17 protein-coding genes and 1 pseudogene are annotated in these 17,359 nt (G+C 71.2%); 9 read left to right on the forward strand and 9 right to left on the reverse strand.

What is annotated here, in order from left to right:
• Positions 1 to 3: 3 nt before the first annotated feature.
• The 4 genes from ABZT06_RS41820 to ABZT06_RS41835 all read left to right on the forward strand — a co-directional run bounded on the left by ABZT06_RS41820 (position 4) and on the right by ABZT06_RS41835 (position 4,709).
• A complete protein-coding gene (locus ABZT06_RS41820; RefSeq protein WP_355753145.1) occupies positions 4 to 828 on the forward strand; it encodes a GAF domain-containing protein in 825 nt (274 codons plus the stop codon).
• Entirely contained in the window at positions 815 to 2,251 is a 1,437-nt protein-coding gene (locus ABZT06_RS41825) for an ATP-binding SpoIIE family protein phosphatase (protein WP_355753147.1), read from the forward strand. Before ABZT06_RS41820 ends, ABZT06_RS41825 begins: the two co-directional genes overlap by 14 nt.
• A gap of 221 nt (positions 2,252 to 2,472) precedes the next feature.
• Positions 2,473 to 4,059, forward strand: coding sequence for a tannase/feruloyl esterase family alpha/beta hydrolase (locus tag ABZT06_RS41830; RefSeq protein WP_355753149.1), 1,587 nt, complete (start codon positions 2,473 to 2,475; stop codon positions 4,057 to 4,059).
• 44 nt (positions 4,060 to 4,103) lie between these two features.
• A complete protein-coding gene (locus ABZT06_RS41835; RefSeq protein ID WP_355753150.1) occupies positions 4,104 to 4,709 on the forward strand; it encodes a DUF308 domain-containing protein in 606 nt (201 codons plus the stop codon).
• Between the two features lie 63 nt (positions 4,710 to 4,772).
• On the opposite strand, the gene ABZT06_RS41840 is transcribed toward ABZT06_RS41835, so the two are convergent.
• Together ABZT06_RS41840 and ABZT06_RS41845 are read right to left on the reverse strand one after the other, a co-directional pair.
• Entirely contained in the window at positions 4,773 to 5,264 is a 492-nt protein-coding gene (locus ABZT06_RS41840; RefSeq protein ID WP_355753152.1) for a flavin reductase family protein, read from the reverse strand.
• Between the two features lie 47 nt (positions 5,265 to 5,311).
• Positions 5,312 to 6,514: an acyl-CoA dehydrogenase family protein gene (locus ABZT06_RS41845; RefSeq protein ID WP_355753154.1), complete on the reverse strand. Its 1,203-nt coding sequence runs from the start codon at positions 6,512 to 6,514 to the stop codon at positions 5,312 to 5,314.
• 155 nt (positions 6,515 to 6,669) lie between these two features.
• On the opposite strand from ABZT06_RS41845, the gene ABZT06_RS41850 reads away from it, so the two are divergent.
• The gene (locus ABZT06_RS41850; protein WP_355753156.1) at positions 6,670 to 7,248 is read left to right on the forward strand and encodes a helix-turn-helix domain-containing protein; all 579 of its coding nucleotides are present in this window, start codon (positions 6,670 to 6,672) and stop codon (positions 7,246 to 7,248) included.
• On the opposite strand, the gene ABZT06_RS41855 is transcribed toward ABZT06_RS41850, so the two are convergent.
• From ABZT06_RS41855 to ABZT06_RS41870, 4 genes are all read right to left on the reverse strand, one after another.
• Entirely contained in the window at positions 7,245 to 8,498 is a 1,254-nt protein-coding gene (locus tag ABZT06_RS41855) for a cytochrome P450 (protein WP_355753158.1), read from the reverse strand. The genes ABZT06_RS41850 and ABZT06_RS41855 overlap by 4 nt on opposite strands.
• A 132-nt stretch (positions 8,499 to 8,630) precedes the next feature.
• Positions 8,631 to 9,488: a Bax inhibitor-1/YccA family protein gene (locus ABZT06_RS41860; RefSeq protein WP_355753160.1), complete on the reverse strand. Its 858-nt coding sequence runs from the start codon at positions 9,486 to 9,488 to the stop codon at positions 8,631 to 8,633.
• A 133-nt stretch (positions 9,489 to 9,621) separates the two neighbouring features.
• Complete coding sequence (locus ABZT06_RS41865; protein WP_355753162.1) at positions 9,622 to 10,089, reverse strand: SsgA family sporulation/cell division regulator; 468 nt, start codon at positions 10,087 to 10,089, stop codon at positions 9,622 to 9,624.
• 224 nt (positions 10,090 to 10,313) lie between these two features.
• Positions 10,314 to 12,011 carry an amidohydrolase gene (locus ABZT06_RS41870; RefSeq protein ID WP_355753163.1) on the reverse strand — a complete coding sequence of 566 codons (1,698 nt, stop codon included), beginning with the start codon at positions 12,009 to 12,011 and terminating at the stop codon, positions 10,314 to 10,316.
• A 323-nt stretch (positions 12,012 to 12,334) separates the two neighbouring features.
• Here ABZT06_RS41870 and ABZT06_RS41875 point away from each other — a divergent pair, with 323 nt between their 5' ends.
• From ABZT06_RS41875 to ABZT06_RS41885, 3 genes are all read left to right on the forward strand, one after another.
• Positions 12,335 to 13,090: a dienelactone hydrolase family protein gene (locus ABZT06_RS41875; RefSeq protein WP_355753165.1), complete on the forward strand. Its 756-nt coding sequence runs from the start codon at positions 12,335 to 12,337 to the stop codon at positions 13,088 to 13,090.
• A 143-nt stretch (positions 13,091 to 13,233) separates the two neighbouring features.
• Positions 13,234 to 13,611 carry a nuclear transport factor 2 family protein gene (locus ABZT06_RS41880; RefSeq protein WP_355753167.1) on the forward strand — a complete coding sequence of 126 codons (378 nt, stop codon included), beginning with the start codon at positions 13,234 to 13,236 and terminating at the stop codon, positions 13,609 to 13,611.
• 38 nt (positions 13,612 to 13,649) lie between these two features.
• Positions 13,650 to 14,201 (forward strand): carboxymuconolactone decarboxylase family protein, encoded by a 552-nt coding sequence (locus ABZT06_RS41885; RefSeq protein WP_355753168.1) that lies wholly within the window; start codon positions 13,650 to 13,652, stop codon positions 14,199 to 14,201.
• A 406-nt stretch (positions 14,202 to 14,607) separates the two neighbouring features.
• Here the strand turns inward: ABZT06_RS41885 and ABZT06_RS41890 are convergent, their stop codons facing one another.
• Positions 14,608 to 15,036 (reverse strand): hypothetical protein, encoded by a 429-nt coding sequence (locus tag ABZT06_RS41890; RefSeq protein ID WP_355753170.1) that lies wholly within the window; start codon positions 15,034 to 15,036, stop codon positions 14,608 to 14,610.
• Positions 15,037 to 15,157: 121 nt separating this feature from the next.
• Between ABZT06_RS41890 and ABZT06_RS41895 the strand changes: the two genes are divergently transcribed.
• Positions 15,158 to 15,697: an ABATE domain-containing protein gene (locus ABZT06_RS41895; protein WP_355753172.1), complete on the forward strand. Its 540-nt coding sequence runs from the start codon at positions 15,158 to 15,160 to the stop codon at positions 15,695 to 15,697.
• A gap of 737 nt (positions 15,698 to 16,434) precedes the next feature.
• Here ABZT06_RS41895 and ABZT06_RS41900 read toward each other — a convergent pair.
• Together ABZT06_RS41900 and ABZT06_RS41905 are read right to left on the reverse strand one after the other, a co-directional pair.
• Positions 16,435 to 16,959, reverse strand: a complete 525-nt coding sequence (locus ABZT06_RS41900; protein ID WP_355753224.1) for a GAF domain-containing protein — start codon at positions 16,957 to 16,959, stop codon at positions 16,435 to 16,437.
• Positions 16,933 to 17,352: pseudogene (locus ABZT06_RS41905) on the reverse strand (acyl-CoA thioesterase); the annotation flags it as partial. The pseudogene ABZT06_RS41905 and the gene ABZT06_RS41900, both read right to left, overlap by 27 nt.
• Between the last annotated feature and the right edge of the window lie 7 nt (positions 17,353 to 17,359).

Raw genomic sequence — 17,359 nt, forward strand, 5'->3', positions numbered from 1 at the left:
CTCATGGACGACCCCAGCGTGTCGGATGCCGAGAACCCCCGGACGGACGGCCAGGAGCGCGATCCGGCCGCAGCCGCCGTGGGCGAGGTGACGGCGGTCCTGCACCGTGCCGTGCACCAGGCCGCCCACCGGCTGCGCGCGGTCGCGGCGGCCGTCTACCTGCTCACGCCCGACGAGGGCGAACTCCGCGCCGCCATGATCGGCGGCAGCCCGCCGGCCGTTCTTATGCTCCCCGGCCGGATGTCCCTGGACTCCTCGTACGCCTCCGCACGCGCCCTTGCCACCGGCAAGGCGGCGTTCCTCGCCGACCCCGACCCGCTCGACGCGTCCGAGCCCGGCGCCCTCCCCTATCCGTACACCGCCGCCTCCGTCCCCGTGACGGCGCGAGGGCGTCGCTTCGGCTCCCTGACCGTGCTGCGCACCGAGAACCGCGGCGTGTACAGCGACGTGGACAGCCGACGTCTCGCCCGGATCGGCGACCGCCTCGCCGGACTCCTGGCCGCCCTCCACGACCGCGGCGTCCCCGTCGCACCCGGGGACCTGCCCGTCCTGATCCCGGTCTTCGGCACCGAACCACCCGCCGAGAGGGCCGACCCGGTCGCCCGAGGCGTACCGGGTGTGCCCGGCTCCGCGGGCATGTCCCTGCTGTACGCCCTCCAGCGACTGACCGACATGCTGAACCGGGCGACCACCATGGAGCACGTCGTCGGGGCGGCCGAGCTCTGTGTCATGGCGCCGCTGGGCGCGCGGGCACTGGCGCTGGCCTCCGCCGCCGAGGGCCGGATGTGGGTGCTGGGCCAGCGGCGACTCCTCGGTGCTGGTCCGTGAGCTCCACGGCACCGCCCTGCACACCGGTACGCTCGCCGCCCGGGCACTGCGCGGGCGCGCCCTGTTCGACCCCGGAGGACCCGGTCCGCACGACGACCCCCAGGACGTGCCCAGCGCCGCCGCGTACCTGCCCCTCGTCGGCAGCCGGCATGTCGAGGACCTGCCGATGGCCGAGGCCGGCCCCGTGCTCGGGATGTGCTGCCTGTCGTTCGACGGGCCGCGGAGCTTTTCGCCCGAGGAACGGGCCTTTCTGACGATGATGGCCGGTCGCCTCGGCTCGACCGTCCAGCGCATCGAGCTCAGCGCCGGCCGGCAGGCGCTCGCCGAGGTCATGCAGAAGCGGCTGCTGCCCGCCACTCTCGCGGAGGTGCCCCGGCTCAGTGCCACCACCCGCTACCGGCCGGCGCGGACCGCCGGCGGGGCGGGCGGTGACTGGTACGACCTGCTCGCGATGCCGGACGGCCGGGTGGCCCTCGTCCTCGGCGACGTCGAGGGCCACACGCTGGAGAGCGCCGCCGTCATGGGTCAACTGCGGACGGCGGTGGTCGCGTACGTCACCGAGGGACACGGCCCGGCCGCCCTGCTGGAGCGCACCGACCGGCTGCTGTCCCGGCTCGGTACCGAACTCCTCGCCACCTGCTGCGTGGTGGCCCTCGACACCGAGACCGGAACGGCCGAGGTGGCACTCGCCGGGCATCCGGCACCGCTCGCCCAGATGTCCGACGGCACCGTCCATCGCTTGTGGGCGCCACCCAACGTGCCGCTCGGCCTGCACACGCGCGGTCCCTACGGCTCCCGGGAGCACACCGTCCCGCCCGGGACGGTCCTCGTCCTCTACTCCGACGGGCTGCACGAACGGGACCGTGACGACGTCCGGACCCGGCTGGACGGCTTCGGCCCGCCCGCCGGAACCGACCTGGAACACCTGGCGGACGGCCTGCTGCGGGACACCTCCGACGGGCGGGACGACGCCGCCCTCCTGCTGGCCCGCTATGAGGGAGCGGACGGCGGACAGGTGCCGCGCGTCGCCCGGATGCACATCCACCGGCGCGACCTGCGCGGGGTGCGGGAGGCCCGCGGCTTCGTGCACACGTGTCTGTACGACTGGGATCTCGCGGAACTCTCGGACGACCTCGTGCTCATCGCGTCGGAACTCGTGACGAACGCGCTCATCCATGCGGGCAGCGATGTGGACCTGCGGCTGCGGGTGTCCGGTGACCGGGTGCGGCTGGAGGTGCGGGACTCGGACAGCGATCCGCCGATCCCCACCGCCTACTCGCTCACCGACGAGGGCAGCGCCCGGGCCGAGCACGGCCGCGGCCTGTACCTCGTCGACGCGCTGGCGCACACCTGGAACACCTCGCCCAGCGGCCGGGGCAAGACCGTCTGGCTGGAGATGGACATCCCGCGGACGGTCGACTGACCGTCAACTGACTGATGCGGGGTGTGCCGGTCGCGGGGAGAGTGAGACCGCGGTGGTCCTGGACGCATGAATGTGTTCGACCCTCTTCCGTCACCGGCTAAACCGGTGATAAAGTCTGGCTCAGTCTTCGACGAGTCACCTCGTCCACCGCCGTCCACCTCGTGTGACGTGCCCATGTGTCGCCGCAGCCAGGCGCACACCTACTTCTTGATGGGAAAGCAATGAAGAGAGCCCTGACTGTTCTGGCGGCCGGCGTCCCGCTGGCCGCGGCGATATACCTGCCGACCGCCTCCGCGGACACCCAGGACGCCTCCACGGCCACCGCGACCGCCTGCACGGCGCCCGCCGTGAAGGCCCCGGCCGGCACCAAGGTGGAGTCCGTGACGGCCGTCCAGCAGGCCGGCGGCACTGTCAACGGCACCGGAATCCTTCAGGGAACGGTCACCGGCGTACCGGCCTACTGCGACGTCACCGTCACGCTCACCCACCCGGGCGCCGACGACCACGCGAAGGTGCGGACCTGGCTGCCCGCCAGCGGCTGGAACGGCCGCTTCCAGGGACTCGGCGGCTCCGCCTACCTGGCCGGTGACAACAACGTCGGCATGGCCAACGCGGTCAAGAGCGGATACGCAGCCGTCACCACCGACGCCGGCGTCGGCGACGCCCTCGACACCACCTGGGCGCTGGACAGCGCGGGCCAGGTCAACACCGCGCTGCTGAAGAACTTCGCCTCCCGCTCCCAGCACGAGGCCTCGGTCGTCGGCAAGCAGGTCGTCGCCGGGGTCTACGGCAAGCGGCCCGCGTACTCCTACTTCATCGGCTGCTCCACCGGTGGCCGCCAGGGCTACATGGAGGCCCAGCGCCACCCCGGCGACTACGACGGCATCCTCGCCAACGCGCCCGCCATCAACTGGGACGAGTTCGAGGTGGCCACGCTGTGGCCGCAGGTCGTCATGAACAACGAGAAGACCCACCCCACGGGCTGTGAGTTCAAGGCATTCACCGACGCCGCCGTCAAGGCCTGCGACACCCTCGACGGTGCCAAGGACGGCCTGGTCAACGACCCGTCCCGCTGCGACTTCGACCCGCGCCGGCTGATCGGCACCAAGGTCGTGTGCGACGGCAAGGAGCTCACCATCACGGCGGCCGACGCGGCCGTGGTGCAGAAGATCTGGGACGGCCCGCGCACGGCGTCCGGCAAGAAGCTCTGGTACGGCGTCCCGATCGAGGCCGACATCAGCGCGCTGGCCGGCGCCGACGCCTTCCCGGTGCCCGCCGCCTGGGTCAAGCTCTGGGTCGCCAAGAACCCCTCGCTCGACCTCTCCACGATCACCTACAGCCAGTTCACGCAGTTGTTCAAGCAGTCCCAGGCCGAGTACGACAAGGTCATCGGCACCGACGACCCGGACCTGTCGGACTTCCGCCGCGCCGGCGGCAAGCTGCTGACCTGGCAGGGCCTGGCCGACCAGTACATCCCCGCCGACGGCACGGTCCACTACCGCAAGCAGGTCGAGCGTGAGATGGGCGGCACCAAGCGGGTCGACGACTTCTACCGTCTCTTCCTCGCGCCGAACACCGCCCACTGCGGTCTCAACGGCCAGGACGGCTCCACCGACGGCCTCGCCGCGCTGACCTCGTGGGTCGAGCACGGCAAGGCGCCCAAGACGCTGCCCGCCACGCTGATCAACACCGAGGGCCAGAGCGTCTCCCGCGACCTGTGCAACTACCCGAAGGTCTCCCGCTACACGGGCCACGGCGACACCTCCCTCGCCTCCAGCTTCCGCTGCGTCCTCCCCTCCCGGTACTGACCGGGTCTGCGACACCTCCCTGACCTGAGAAAGGCCGAACCGACATGAGCACCTCGACCGTGGCCTCGACCCCGACCGGACAGTCCGGCGCGGGGGAGCGCTCCTCCCTGCTGAAGCTGTACCTGATCCGCGGCGTCCTCGCCGTGGTGTGGGCCCTGGCGTTCGCCGGCGTCCAAGGGGACCACGAGGACCTCGGTGCGGGGGCCGTCGCACTGCTGGTCGTCTACCCGCTGATCGACGCGGTGTCCTCGTTCATCGACTACCGCGCCACCCCGGCCGGCTCCGAGCGGCAGGTCACCGCGTTCAACGGGGTGCTCAGCACCCTGGCGGCCGTCGCGCTCGCCATCGCCGGCTTCGGCAGCCTGGCAGCGGCGTTCCACGTGTTCGGCGTCTGGGCGGTCATCTCCGGTGTCGCCCAGGTGATCGTCGGAGTGCGGCGGCGCGGCCCCGAGCTGGGCAAGCAGTGGCCGACCCTGATCTCGGGCGGACTGTCCTTCCTCGTCGGCATCACCTACAACATCCAGGCCGCGGGCGACCACCCCACGCTCGAGGTGCTGTCCGTGTACGCCACGGGCGGCGGCGTGTGGTTCATCCTCCAGTCCCTGCTGCTGGGCTGGAAGTCCCGCCAGATGCGCGCCCAGACCGTCTGACACTGCCCGCACACACACGTCGGCCCGCGCCCTTCAGGGCGCGGGCCGACGTGTGTTCTCCTGTCACGCCAGCGCGCGATAACGGCCGCGATGGTAGATCAGGGGTGCCCGGGTCGGCTCCGCCTCGAGAGCGGTGACCCGGCCGATGACGATGGTGTGGTCGCCACCGTCGTACTCCTGGACCGGCTCGCAGGTGATCCAGGCGCAGGCACCCGCCAGCAGCGGAGCGCCACCGGGACCCGGGGACCACCGGATGCCCTCGAACTTGTCGCCGCCCGACCGGGCGAAGGCGGAACCGACGTGTTCCTGCCCCTCGGCCAGCACGTTGACGCTGAAGGGGGCGGCCGAGGCGCGGACGAGCGGCCAGGTGCGGGCGGTCCGCGCGGGCGCGAACGAGATCAGCGGCGGGTCCAGGGACAGGGACACGAAGGACTGGCAGGTGAACCCGACAGGCCCCTCGGGTCCCGCCGCCGTCACCACGCACACGCCGGTCGCGAAGTGCCCGAGCACGTCACGGTGCGTGGACTCGCGTACGGGGATGGAGAGATGGGTCATGAGGTGTGCCTCGATCCTGTCGTCTGCGGTACGGGCCGGGCCGCTCGTCAAACCATCGGCGAGACGGGCCGCTCGTCGCCCACCAGGGCGCGGCCGTACATTTCGCGGGCGAGGCCGGGGTTGAGAGTGGGGTGCCGGGTCGCCGTCTCCAGGTCGCGCCAGTAGCGCTGGACCGGAGAGGTGTGCGCGAAGCTGCTCGCGCCGCGCACCGTGAGCAGCAGTTGCACCGCCTGGCGCAGGCATGTGGAGGCGTGTCCCACGTCCATCCGCACCCGGGCCCGCTCCCGCAGGGTGGGCGTGGCCGAGGCCGCCGCCGCGGCGTCGACGGCCTCGGCGGAGCGCAGCAGGTGCAGGTGGGCGGAGTCGATCAGCGTGGCCGCGTCGGCGAGTGCCGCCTGGACGCTGGGGGAGTCGGCCAGCCGGCGGTGCAGGGACATCGCCATCGGCTTGCCGCCCTCGACGGCCTCCAGGGTCAGCCGGAAGACGGCGCGCGCGGCGCCGAGCAGCGGCGCCATGGACGCCAGGGTCATGGAGCCCGGCAGGATCCGGTACAGCGGCGCGGCGTCCCGCTCGGCGGGCGCCACCACGTCGGAGAAGCTGCGGAGCCTGTGCTGCGGGACGAAGATGCCGTCGGCGACGAATGTGTCGCTGCCGGTGCCGCGCATGCCCGCCATGTCCCAGGTCGCCTCGACGGCGAGCTCGTTCGTGCGGACGAGGGCGACGCCCGGCTGGGGCCCGTCCCCCTCCGGGAGGGGCAACGGCACACCCAGCACGCCCCACTCGGCCTGGCGGCAGCCGGAGGCCCAGCCCCAGCGGCCCGAGACCAGCAGTCCGCCGTCGACCGGTTCCGCGGTGACACCCACGCTGCCGAAGACACCGCACATGGGGATGTCCGGGCCGTCGCCCCAGAGGTCGAGGCCGGCCTTCGCCCCGAAGGACGCGGCGATCTGCTGGGCCACGTAGGAGACCATGGCGACCCAGCCGCTGGACGGACATGCCTCGCCGAGTTCGGCGAGGACGTCGACGGCGGCGGCCAGGGGCAGCTCGTGCCCGCCGAGGTCGCCGGGGACGGCGAGACGGAACATGCCGGCGTCCCGCAGTGCTTGTGTGGCCTCCGGGGCGAGGCGGCTGTCCCGTTCGGCGTCGTCGGCGTGGCGGAGCAGTACGGGGGAGGCGGCGCGGGCGGCCTCGACGAGGGCGCGGGTGTGGTCGGCGAGCGAGGTGTGCTCGTGGTGATCGGACTGGTTCATCATCACTCCGGTTACAGTTAGCCGGACCCTAGGGTCCGCTTATTGTTTCCCGTACACGTGTGGCGGAGCGCGAAAGGTTCACGGATGCAGGTAAGAGACTTTTCGCCACAGAAAGGGCGGGCGGCCGGGTGGCCGCACGCAGGCACAATGGGCGGGTGAAGTCAGTGGAGACGAGTTCGAGTCCTGCCGAGCCCGGCGCACCCGCGCGCCGGGCCGACGCCCGGCGCAACCACGAGCGCGTCTTCGCGGCGGCGCTCGAGGTCCTCCAGGACGCGGGCCTGCAGGGCACCGTTCCGCAGATCGCCGAACGGGCCGGTGTGGGCAAGGCGACCGTCTATCGCAGCTACCCCACCAAGGAGGACCTGGTGGCGGCCGTGATGGAGCACCGGCTGTCGGAGCTGCGACGCCTCACCGCGCCCGCGCTGGCGCAGCCGGACCCCTGCCGGGCCTTCGACGACTACGTGCTCCGGCTCTTCGAAGGCCTCGCCGACGACCGGCTGCTGTCGGAAGCGCTCGCGGACGAGGGGTTCAGCAGCACATCCGGGCTGCTCGCCGCGCTGTCGGAGCTGATGGAGTCGGCCAAGGCCGCCGGCGGGGTCCGCGCCGACGCCACCCTGCTCGATCTGCGGGTGATGCTCTGCGGCGCGGTGGTCCAGCTCATAAGGATCGCCGAGCGGGAGCCCGCGCTGTGGCGCCGGTACGGCGAACTGACGTTGCGGGCGCTGCGGCCTTAGGCGGTGCCGCCCGAGCGCCCGGTGCTGCGGTAGCGGACGGGCAGGGACAGCACCCCGCGGACGATGCCGGAGCCGATCCACTCCAACGAGTGGGCAGGTACCGCGAGTTCGAGGTCCGGGACACGGGCGAGCAGGACCCGCAGGGCGATGGTCGCCTCCAGGCGGGCCAGCGGGGCGCCCAGGCAGTAGTGGATGCCGTGCCCGAAGGCCAGGTGCCGGGCGCCGGGACGGGTCACGTCGAGTACGGCGGGATCGGCGTCCTCGGCCTGCGGGGCGTCGCGTCCGGCCGCGCCGAGGGCGACGACGACCATGCTGCCGCGCGGGACGGGCACCCCGCCCAGCTCGATGTCCTCGGCCGCGTAGCGGCTGGTGGAGCGCTCGACAGAGGTGTCGTAGCGCAGGAACTCCTCCACCGCGCCGGGCATCAGCTCGGGCCGCTCACGCAACAGCCTTAGCTGGTCGGGGTGTTGGAAGAGGCCCAGTTCGGCGTTGCCCAGCAGGTTCACGGTGCTCTCGTGGCCCGCCACGACCAACATCAGCGCCGTGCCCACGAGTTCCTCTTCGGAGGGCCTGCCGTCCTCCTCGTCGCGCACGGCGACCAGGGCGGACAGCAGGTCGTCCTGGGGGCTGCGGCGCTTGTCCGCCAGGAGGCCGGCCAGCAGGGCGTGCAGGCCGCTCAGCGCCGCGCGGTGCTCGGGGGAGGCGACCCGCAGCGCCTGGGCCGACCAGCGGCGGAAGTCCAGATGGTGCCGCTCGGGGATGCCGAGGAGTTCGGCGATGACCGTGGCGGGCAGCGGGGCGTTGAACGCCTCCACGAGGTCCACCTCGCCCGCCGGGGGCAGTCCGTCGATCAGGTCGTGGGCGATCTGCTCGATGCGCGGCGCCAGTTCGGCCGTACGACGTGGGGTGAAGGCGGCCGCGGCCAGCCGCCGCAGCCGGGTGTGCTCGGGCGGGTCGGCCTCCATCATCTGCGCGCCGAGACCGACGGAGGGCTGGTGCAGGACGTAACCGGCGGCGGCCAGGGCCTCGGCGGCGGGGGTGGCGTCCTTGAGCAGGGCCGGGTGGGTGAGCGCCTCGCGCGCCAGGTCGTACCCGACGACCACCCAGCCCTTGAGACCGAGGTGGAACTGGGCCGGATGGATGGGGCCGAGCTCGCGCAGGCGGGCGTACCGCGCGGGGGCGTCCGCCTTGAAGGCGGCGTCGATGACCACCCGGCCGTCCTGGTGCGGGCACTGTTCGTGCGGGCTCATGGTGGGGCTCCCCGTGGTGGCGGTCAGGCGGTCTTCATGACAACGAGCGTGCTCCCGTGGAGGGTTCACGGACGCACCTGAGGGGCATGCGCGGTGCGCATCCCCCTCAAACGTCGGTCGGTGGCGGCGTGATCAGTTGTCGCTGTTGAACAGCGACAGCACCTGCAGCACCTCCAGGTAGATCCACACCAGCGTCAGGGTGAGACCGAAGGCGGCCAGCCATGCCTCCTCGCGCGGGGCGCCGTAGGCGACGGCGTCCTCGACCTGCTTGAAGTCCATGGCGAGGAAGGCCGCGCCGAGCAGGATGCCGACGAGACCGAAGACGATGCCGAGGCCGCCGCTGTGGAAGCCGAGGCCGTTGCCCGCGCCGAAGGCGGAGAAGAGAAGGTCGGCGACGAGCAGCAGGACGAAGCCGGTCGCGGCGGCGCCGACGAAGCCGGCGAACCGCTGGGTCACGCGTATCCAGCGCATCCGGTACGCGATGAGCACACTCGCGGACACCGCGAAGGTGCCGAGGACCGCCTGGACGACCACGCCCGGCGCGATGTACGTCGAGATCGTGCTGGAGAGCACGCCGAGGAAGACGCCCTCGAAGGCCGCGTATCCGAGGATCAGGGCCGGGGACGGGGTGCGCTTGAACGACTGGATCATCGCCAGGACGAAGGCGACGAGGGCGGCGCCCGTCGCGAGGCCGTAGGAGCGGCCGAGGTTCGCCTCGTCGACGGGGAGCAGGAGCCAGGACAGCACGGCCGTCAGGGCCACGGTGCCGAGCGTCGTCGCGGTGCGGACGACGACGTCGTCCATGGTCACCGCGGTCGAGCCGGTCCGGTCGGCCTGGTCGGCCCGGGCGTAGGGGTTGGTCAGGTAGTCGTGGTCGTCCGCCGGGCGGCCGCCGACGGTGGCGCCCACCGGCCGTTCCGCGCGAGCGGCTGCCCGACCGGTGTCAGGGGTGCCACCCCAGCGGGACAGGAAAGGGTTGCTGGTCCTCACTTCGGTCCTCCTCGTCGCCGCACACGTGCGGCTTGCGGCACAGGGGTGTCGTCGGGACGGAAACCCTGTGCGTCACCACTCTGACAGGTGATGCGATGGAAGGCAAGTCACCCCCGCGTGGTCCCGGACACGCTCAGTCCGCGGCAGCCTCCGGGCCGTCGAGCAGATCCCTGAGGAAGGCGTCCCAGTCCAGACCTGTCATCTCCGCCTCGGCCGAGATGATCCGATACGTCGTGTCGAGCCACAGCGCCAAAGGCGGGATGGGCACCTCGAACAGGGCCTCCACCTCCTGCGATTCGAGCAGCAGCCAGGACGAGGGCCGCTCCCCGGGCGCCATCGGCCACATCCGGACGTCGCCGCAGCCGCTCATCGCCGTCAACCCCCGATGGAGCAGTTCACGGCCGATGCGCCAGACCAGCCCCGGGCCCCGCTCCGCCACGAACTCCACCGTGATCAGCGCGGGCATGTCAGGGTCGAACCGGAACGCCGCGGTGATGGGTTGCCGGGTGAACTCGTCGAGCATCTGGTCGACAGGGAGGTACAGCGAGGGCACGAGCTCGGGCGCCGAACGCGCCCTCAGGGGTGACTGATCACGATGCATGACAGGAGTTCCCCCTCCTTGGGTCGAAGTGTGTGCTCACCACTGTTCTCCGGGCGCCGGGGCAGCACATCGGTCAGTTGACGGTCCGGGTGTCGTCGCCGGGGGAGGGCGCCGGGAGGTGTCTCACGCACGGCGGGCCCGCTGACGTAAGTCAGCAGACCTCCGCCCGCGGTCGCGGGGGGCGCGACGACCACGGGCGGAGGCGTGTGCGGAGCGGTGTGCCGTCAGGTCACCGGGGCCAGGGCCGGGCCGGTGCCGCCCAGTTGTTCGGTGGACACGATCGGAGCCACGGGCCACGTCACGCCCTTCGGCGGCCAGGACTGCCCGGTCGCCTTCAGGAACTCCGCGGGCGGCTCGTACAGCGGGGGCTGCTGCCCGTCGGGGATCATCGAGGCCCACTCGAGGCCCTCGGTGCGGTCCTTGAACTCCTGCTTCATCGCGTCCAGCAGGTCCGGCTGCTCGATCAGGTCGATCGCCCCCGCCGCCAGATAGCGGGCGGCGGACAGCAGCGCCTGATGGCCGATGTTGGTGGCCGCGGTCGCGGTGGCACCCCAGTTGTGGTTCGGGATACCGGGTGGGTAGGTGGCGGACAGCAGCACGGCGGTGGGCGCCTGCCAGCTTATGTCGGCGGTGTCGGTGGCCAGACCGCCGGTGTACGCCGCCGCCGGGGGCGCGAGCGGGGTCAGCTCGGTCGGCATGCCCACCTCGGGCTTGCCGAGCGACTTCTGGACCGCCTTGGCCAGGGCGTGGTCGGCGTCGGTGAAACGCGGGGCGCCGATCTGCCGCATGTTGTCGTTGAGCAGTTCCGCGCCCGCCTTGTTGGCCAGCAGGTTCCAGGTCCCGGAGTGGAACCGGTGCACCAGACGGGTCTGGCTGGCCTGGGCGGCGGCCTTGCCGCACTCCACGATCTTGTCGTACAGCACCTTGGCGCGCGCCGGGCTGCCCTCACGGACGAAGAACCAGATGGAGCACATGTCCGGGGTCACGTTCGGGGCGCCGCCGCCGTTGATGATCGCGTAGTGGAAGCGGCCGGACGGGGCGACGTTCTTCTCCCGCAGGTACTCCGACATCGTCGCCATCAGCAGGGCGCCGTCCAGGCCGCTCTTGTTGCCGAGCGGGGTGCCGCCGTGGCCGGAGGCGCCGAGGAAGGTGAAGGTGGCCGATATCAGCGCGCTGGTGGTGTTCCAGAACGGCACCGTGATGTTGAACGGGTGCCAGTCGAGGAACGCGTCGAGGCCGTCGTAGACGCCCGCCTTGACCGCGTACGCCTTGCCGACGAGTTGCTCCTCGCCCGCGCTGCCGAACAGCTTGACGGTCGCCTTCAGGCCGTGGCTGCGGATCGCCCGCGCGACCGCGATGGCGGCGGCGGTGCCGCCCGCGCCGAGGGCGTTGTGTGCGTCGCCGTGGCCGGCGCCGTACGTGGGGCCGTAGGCGTCGTAGTGGTAGACCAGCGGGTCGTGGGTGCCCACGCCCTTCTTCTGCGACAGGCCGGGCAGAGCGTCGTACTCCGCGTTGAAGCCGATGACGGGACCCTCGGTGCCGTACGTGGCGACGAACGCCGTCGGGAAGCCGCCCGCCCCCCAGGTGACCCTGAAGCCGTTGTCCTGGAGTAACTTCGCGTGCGCGAGCGAGGACTTCCACTCGCGCAACGACAACTCCGCGTGCTGCCACACCTCGTCACTGAGTCTGGTGATCGCGCCCTGCTCGGCCGCGATCCAGTCGAGGGCGGTCTGCTTGGCCGCGGTGTTCCGTGCCAGTCCCTTGGGTGCCCGGTACGTGGCCGGTGCGACCCCGGTCTTCTCGTCGTACCCGAGCGTCGCCGCCAGCACCGGATCGGCCTGGAGGATGGCCGCCGTGCTCGCGGTGGCGCCCAGACCGAACATCTTCAGCAGGCGTCTGCGGCCGGGATGAAAGTCATTCATGTCAGTCTCTCGTCCTCGTGTCTGTGATCGTGACATGCCGATGAGGAGCATATGTGTATGCCACGGAGCGGCACGCATGGAGAATGGGTGTGAACCTTTCGCGATCCGGCTGCGTTGTTGCCTGTGGGTGCCCTTCGCTTAGCTGAGGTGTGAGGGGTGCTGCGGCCGTCCCGGGCCCCCGCCGGGACGGCCGCACCTGCGTTCGGCCGGAACCGGTAGGCACACGTGTTTCTCCTTTCCGACGGCAGGCGGGGGAATCCCGGAGCCGATGGAGGTGTTTGTGGGTGTTATCCGACTTTTCTGTAGAAAGGCACACCTACGCCATGACCTTCGTGACCGGAACACTCGTTGACATCGTCACCGCCGACGGCATCGCCGACGCCTATCTGGCGCACCCGGACGACGGGCAGGCTCACCCGGGTGTGCTCCTGTACCAGGACGCCTTCGGGGTGCGCCCGCACCTGAAGGCCATGGCCGACCGGCTGGCGGCCGCCGGCTACACGGTTGTCGTCCCGAACGTCTTCTACCGGCACGGGCGTATCCCGGTCGTCGAGCTGCCCGAGTTCATCGACATGGAGGCCCGGCCGGACATCGTGGACAAGGCCGTGCCGCTGATGCAGGCGCTCACCCCCGAGCTGACGGAGCGGGACGCCGGCGCCTATCTGGCGTGGTTCGCGAACTCGCCGCTGGTCACGGACGGGCCCGTGGGCGTCACCGGGTACTGCATGGGGGCCAGACTCGCGCTGTACACGGCCGGCACCCACCCGGACCGGGTCGCCGCGGCGGCCGGCTTTCACGGTGGTGACCTGGCCAGTGAGGCGCCGGACAGCCCGCATCTGCTCGCCGACCGGATCACCGCCGAGCTGTACTTCGCGCACGCCGACGAGGACCCCTCGATGCCCGAGGAACAGATCCGCCAACTGGAGAAGGCCCTCGCCGACGCGGGCGTGCGGCACCGGTGCGAGGTCTACACGGGCGCGCACCACGGCTACACCCAGTCCGACACCGCCGCCTACGACCCCGCCGCGGCCGAGCGGCACTGGACAGAACTGCTGGCCTTCTTCGCCCGCACCCTCTGACCCCGTAGAGCCGGTCGGCGCCCCCTCCCGACAGGAAACGGACTCATGGGTCCGGTACGATGGCAAACGAGCGTACCGGACCCCGGGGTCCGTTTACCTGGGGCGGCCGTCTGCGCCCCGAACACCAGAAAAGGACGCATCCGATGACTCACGTCCGTATCTCAGACGCCCTGCGTGCCCTGGTCTTCGCGCCCGATCCGGCCCTGGAGCTGCACCAGGTCATCGACCGCTACTACGCCCCCGACTACACCCACCGCAGCGACGGAAAGACGCTGAACCGCGACGAGTTCGTGCAGATGGCCGCCGGCATCCGGAGCAAGGTCACCGGAGGCACGGTCACGGTGCTCGACGAACTGACCGACGGAGACACCTACGCCGAGCGGCATGTCTTCCGCATCACCCTGGCGGACGGCACCACCCAGACCCGCGAGGTCGCGATCTTCGGCTCCTTCGCCGAGGACGGCCGGTTCCGGCACCTCAGCGAGACGGGGTTCGACGTGGCAGACATCCCCACCGCCTGACCCGCCCCTGTCTTCACACCTAGGTTCGGAGAACCGTCATGCCCCGCCTGCCCTACCCGGATCCCGCCTCGTTCCCGGACGACGTCGCCGCGTTCCTCGGCCAACTGCCGCCCGACCCGATGGTCAAGATGATGTCCCTGTCGGCGGGCACCGTGAAGCCGTTCGTAGAGTTCGCCAGGACGCTGTTCACCGCGCTCGAACTGCCCGACCGGGCACGCGAACTGGTGATCCTCACCGTGGCCGCCCACACCGACTGCGCCTTCGAGGCGGCCCAGCACGATCCCATGGCCGCCGCGGCCGGTGTCGACGAGCGGACCCGGCAGCTCGTCCGCGAGCGGCAGATCGACAGCCCCGACCTGTCCGAGGCCGACCGAGCCCTTATGCGGTACACCGCCGAGGTGGTGAAGCAGCCGCGCGTCTCGGACGAGGTCTTCACCGAGGCCCGCCGCTTCCTCAGCGACCGCGAACTGGTCGAGGTGCTGCAAGTGGCCGGCTACTACTGGTCGTTCGGACGCATCGCCACCATCCTCGACGTCGAGTTGACCAAGGTGTACAACGACGAACCAGTGCTGCGCACCGAAGACGCCTGAGGCGTCGGCGCGGCGGACGCCGCACCCGGATCGTGCCGTGGCCGTGTCTCCTGCGCGGCCCGGTGCGACGGGAGCGGACGCGTCGTCGGTAGACGCGGACGTACAGGTCATCGTCGACGACGATCATCACGTGCTCCCCGTGACGGGACCTCGGGGCGTCCCCTGCGATCAGGGCGAGGGAGCAGGTCTTTCGGTGAGGACCGCGACGTGATGCCCCTGGGATCGTGGGCCGCCGCGCAGGCCGAGGCGCTCGGCGGGCGGTTCGCCGGTCTGGTTCACCGCTCCCCGCCCGGTCCTCAGGTCGTCGGGGAGCACCTCCACGACCAGCGTGAGCTCATCGACCCCGCCGTCGATGAGCTCGTCGGTTTCTTCACCGGCAGCCCGGTCAAGTGGCCGCGCGGCCTCGTCACTTCGCTTGCAGGGGCCCCGCGAAGGACTTGCGCAGCGAGCCGGGGGCGGCGAGGGGGAGCAGGGAGGCCAGCACCTTGCCCTTGAACGTCGCGGGCTGCCGGGTCAGTTCGACGTCGACCCGGGTGCCGTCGCCCTCCGGGGTCATCCGGAAGACCCAGCCCCCGCCCGGGCCGAAGAGCTTGGAGTCGAGCGTGGTGATGGTGACCGTGTCACCGGCGGGCTCCCACTCGTAGCGGGCCCGCTCCCAGGCCGCGGAGGTCCCTTCGGTGACCTCCGCCCAGGTGTCGCCGAGGTCGTGGACCTCGAAGTGGTCGGCGTCGATCGTGGGCCAGGCCTGGGCCCGTGCGGGGCTGAAGTCGGTCAGCACCTGGAGCACGTCCTTCGGACCGAGCTGGGAGACGAGGTGGAAGCGTACGACTGTCATGGGAAGTGTCCTCACCGAGAAGTAACCGTTCTGACCGGTGACGAGAGCTTCCCAAAGGTTCCCGTCACCTGTCAAGATGGTTACTCTTGAAAGGTGGTCAGGTCCCTGCCCAGGAGGTCACGTGAGACATGTGTTTCCGTGCGGAGTACCCGCACTCGACTTCGTGGGCACCCTGCAGGAGTGGCGGACGCCGGTTCCCATCGAGCGGATCGGCTCACCCGCGCTGCTCGACTCCTGGTTCGTCCAGGCCGGACTGCTCGACCGGCACCCTCACTGCGACCAGGCCGATCTGCGCGCGGCCCTGGAGCTGCGGGAGGCGATCTACGCCCTGGTCAGGGCCAGGCTCACCGGCCGTGCCCTGCCCGCCAAAGCGGTCATCACGGTGAACCGGCAGGCCGCCGGGGTGCCGGTGGTGATGCGGCTGGACGTCGCGGGCACCAGCCGTTCCGGGAGAGCCGCCCAGGCCCTCACCGACCTCGCCCACCAGGCCGTCGAGATCCTTGCCGGGGAGGACGCGACGCTGCTGCGCGAGTGCGGTCGCCCCGACTGCACCCACGTCTATCTCGACCGCTCCCGGGGGCGCCGACGCGAGTGGTGCGCGATGCGGACCTGCGGAAACCGCGTCAAGGCGGCGGCGCTGCGGGCACGCCGACGGGCGTGACGCCCCTGCGGCGGGCACAGTCCCGTCGTACGGAACGGTCCCTGTGCCTCGACCGCCGTCAGAAGAGGGGGACGCCCGGCTCGAACCCGAAGCGGACAACGGCCGGCGGCCTCGAGGAAACCCACGACGACGACGGGCATCAGGATGCCGATGTCGGTGCTCACCGCGGCGTGCAGGGCGGCTCGCCGGTCGAGGCCGGCGGGTCACCGGTGTCCACCGCCGCCGCGGCCGACAGCAGCAGGAGCCGTGCCGCGTCGAGGGCCGCCTCGGACCTCGCCACCACCGCATGGGTGTGAGCCGACTCGGCGACCATGTGGCCCAAGGGGGTGCGCTGGCGAGAGCCACGGTTTCGTCGACGGCGCTGCGCGGCACACTGAGCACCACGGCCGAGCAGCGGAAGACGCACGCGGGGATGAAGCCCTGGTAGAGGGGCCGCTGGATACGGGCGGTCGAAGCGCGTCACCAGCATCCAGCACGAAGGCGCCCTCGGCGTCGACGGGGTTGCTGCCCGTGCCCAATGTGCCACTGACGTCCCTGGTGTTCTCGACCGACACCAGGTCCCGGCGGAGCGTGAAGAGTCCGACGTCAAGGTCCCGCGTCCGTCGAGGGCTGCCGTTCTCCATGACGGCGGCGGCGACGAAGCAGTCGCCCCGGACGATGCCGCTGACCAGCTTCCTGTGGCCGGACAGCAAGTAGCCGGGGATGGGCGGTGACCCATGCGGAGACCATGCGCTGGATCAGTCGTGTGACCGCCGGGGCCGGGGCAGGGAGCCGTAGGTGCCGGGCAGTTCCGCTGCGTCGGCGCCGAGCTTGGCCAACTCGGACCCGGTCAGTTCGCGTTCGTCCAGCCAAGCGAGGCCGACGACGGCACGGACCGTGCCATTCGCGCCCCGCACGGGCAGGGCGACGGCTGCCTTGCCGTCCACGGCTTTGGCACCCGGCTTGACCGCGCCGCTGTCGTCGTCCTTGAGATTGCAGGTCTGGATCGGCCGGTCCTGCTGCCAGGCGAGGCCAGCCATGCCCTTGCCAACCGGTATCCGCGCAGTGATCTGCTGGACCTTGGGCGGGATGTTGTGGGCGGCCGCGATGTGCAGCAGGTTGTCACGGACCACGTGAACCGTTCCGGCGACAGCCTCGTGGCGGTTGAGCAGACCGCGCAGCCAGACGTTCGTCGGCTCGTCGAGCGCGGGTGTGCCCGCCGTCGGCAGGCCCAGGGTTCGCGCGATCTCCGGGATCCGTTCGGACCACGGTGCGGGCCGCATGGTGGTGCTGTCGAGGCGCACCACCGTGCGGCTGCCGTGGGCGTAGGTCGTCTTCCCGTCCGCTGAGCACACCCGGTAGCCCGCGGCGGCGGAGGTGGTGCCCAGGCGCCGCAGCCACAGGTGGACGGCATACTCGCCGATCTCCGTGATGGGGCGGTCATAGGTGATGTCGAACGTCTTGGCGACGTTGAAGCCGTCGCCTTCGAGGCCCTTGCTGCCGCCGAGGCCCTGGCTCCGCCAGAGCCACCCCCACGCCCGTTCGACCAGCACCTGGTAGCGGCCGCTGTGCAGCAGGCCCCTCGGGTCCAGGTCGTCGAAGTGGACGACCACGGGCATCAGGATGCCGATGTCGGTGCCCGGTAGGTCGGCGGGTATGGGGGAGGTGGCGGTCATGCTGGCT

Origin of the sequence: Streptomyces sp. NPDC005483, assembly GCF_040606035.1 — a bacterium.
GTDB lineage: Bacteria > Actinomycetota > Actinomycetes > Streptomycetales > Streptomycetaceae > Streptomyces.

What these genes read in the sequence shown, in the direction of transcription:
- ABZT06_RS41820 (WP_355753145.1), top strand. Translation starts at nt 4, where the DNA reads ATGGACGACCCCAGCGTGTCGGATGCCGAGAACCCCCGGACGGACGGC.
- ABZT06_RS41830 (WP_355753149.1), top strand. Translation starts at nt 2,473, where the DNA reads ATGAAGAGAGCCCTGACTGTTCTGGCGGCCGGCGTCCCGCTGGCCGCG.
- ABZT06_RS41835 (WP_355753150.1), top strand. Translation starts at nt 4,104, where the DNA reads ATGAGCACCTCGACCGTGGCCTCGACCCCGACCGGACAGTCCGGCGCG.
- ABZT06_RS41840 (WP_355753152.1), bottom strand. Translation starts at nt 5,264, where the DNA reads ATGACCCATCTCTCCATCCCCGTACGCGAGTCCACGCACCGTGACGTG.
- ABZT06_RS41845 (WP_355753154.1), bottom strand. Translation starts at nt 6,514, where the DNA reads ATGAACCAGTCCGATCACCACGAGCACACCTCGCTCGCCGACCACACC.
- ABZT06_RS41855 (WP_355753158.1), bottom strand. Translation starts at nt 8,498, where the DNA reads ATGAGCCCGCACGAACAGTGCCCGCACCAGGACGGCCGGGTGGTCATC.
- ABZT06_RS41865 (WP_355753162.1), bottom strand. Translation starts at nt 10,089, where the DNA reads ATGCATCGTGATCAGTCACCCCTGAGGGCGCGTTCGGCGCCCGAGCTC.
- ABZT06_RS41870 (WP_355753163.1), bottom strand. Translation starts at nt 12,011, where the DNA reads ATGAATGACTTTCATCCCGGCCGCAGACGCCTGCTGAAGATGTTCGGT.
- ABZT06_RS41875 (WP_355753165.1), top strand. Translation starts at nt 12,335, where the DNA reads ATGACCTTCGTGACCGGAACACTCGTTGACATCGTCACCGCCGACGGC.
- ABZT06_RS41880 (WP_355753167.1), top strand. Translation starts at nt 13,234, where the DNA reads ATGACTCACGTCCGTATCTCAGACGCCCTGCGTGCCCTGGTCTTCGCG.
- ABZT06_RS41885 (WP_355753168.1), top strand. Translation starts at nt 13,650, where the DNA reads ATGCCCCGCCTGCCCTACCCGGATCCCGCCTCGTTCCCGGACGACGTC.
- ABZT06_RS41890 (WP_355753170.1), bottom strand. Translation starts at nt 15,036, where the DNA reads ATGACAGTCGTACGCTTCCACCTCGTCTCCCAGCTCGGTCCGAAGGAC.
- ABZT06_RS41900 (WP_355753224.1), bottom strand. Translation starts at nt 16,959, where the DNA reads ATGCGGCCCGCACCGTGGTCCGAACGGATCCCGGAGATCGCGCGAACC.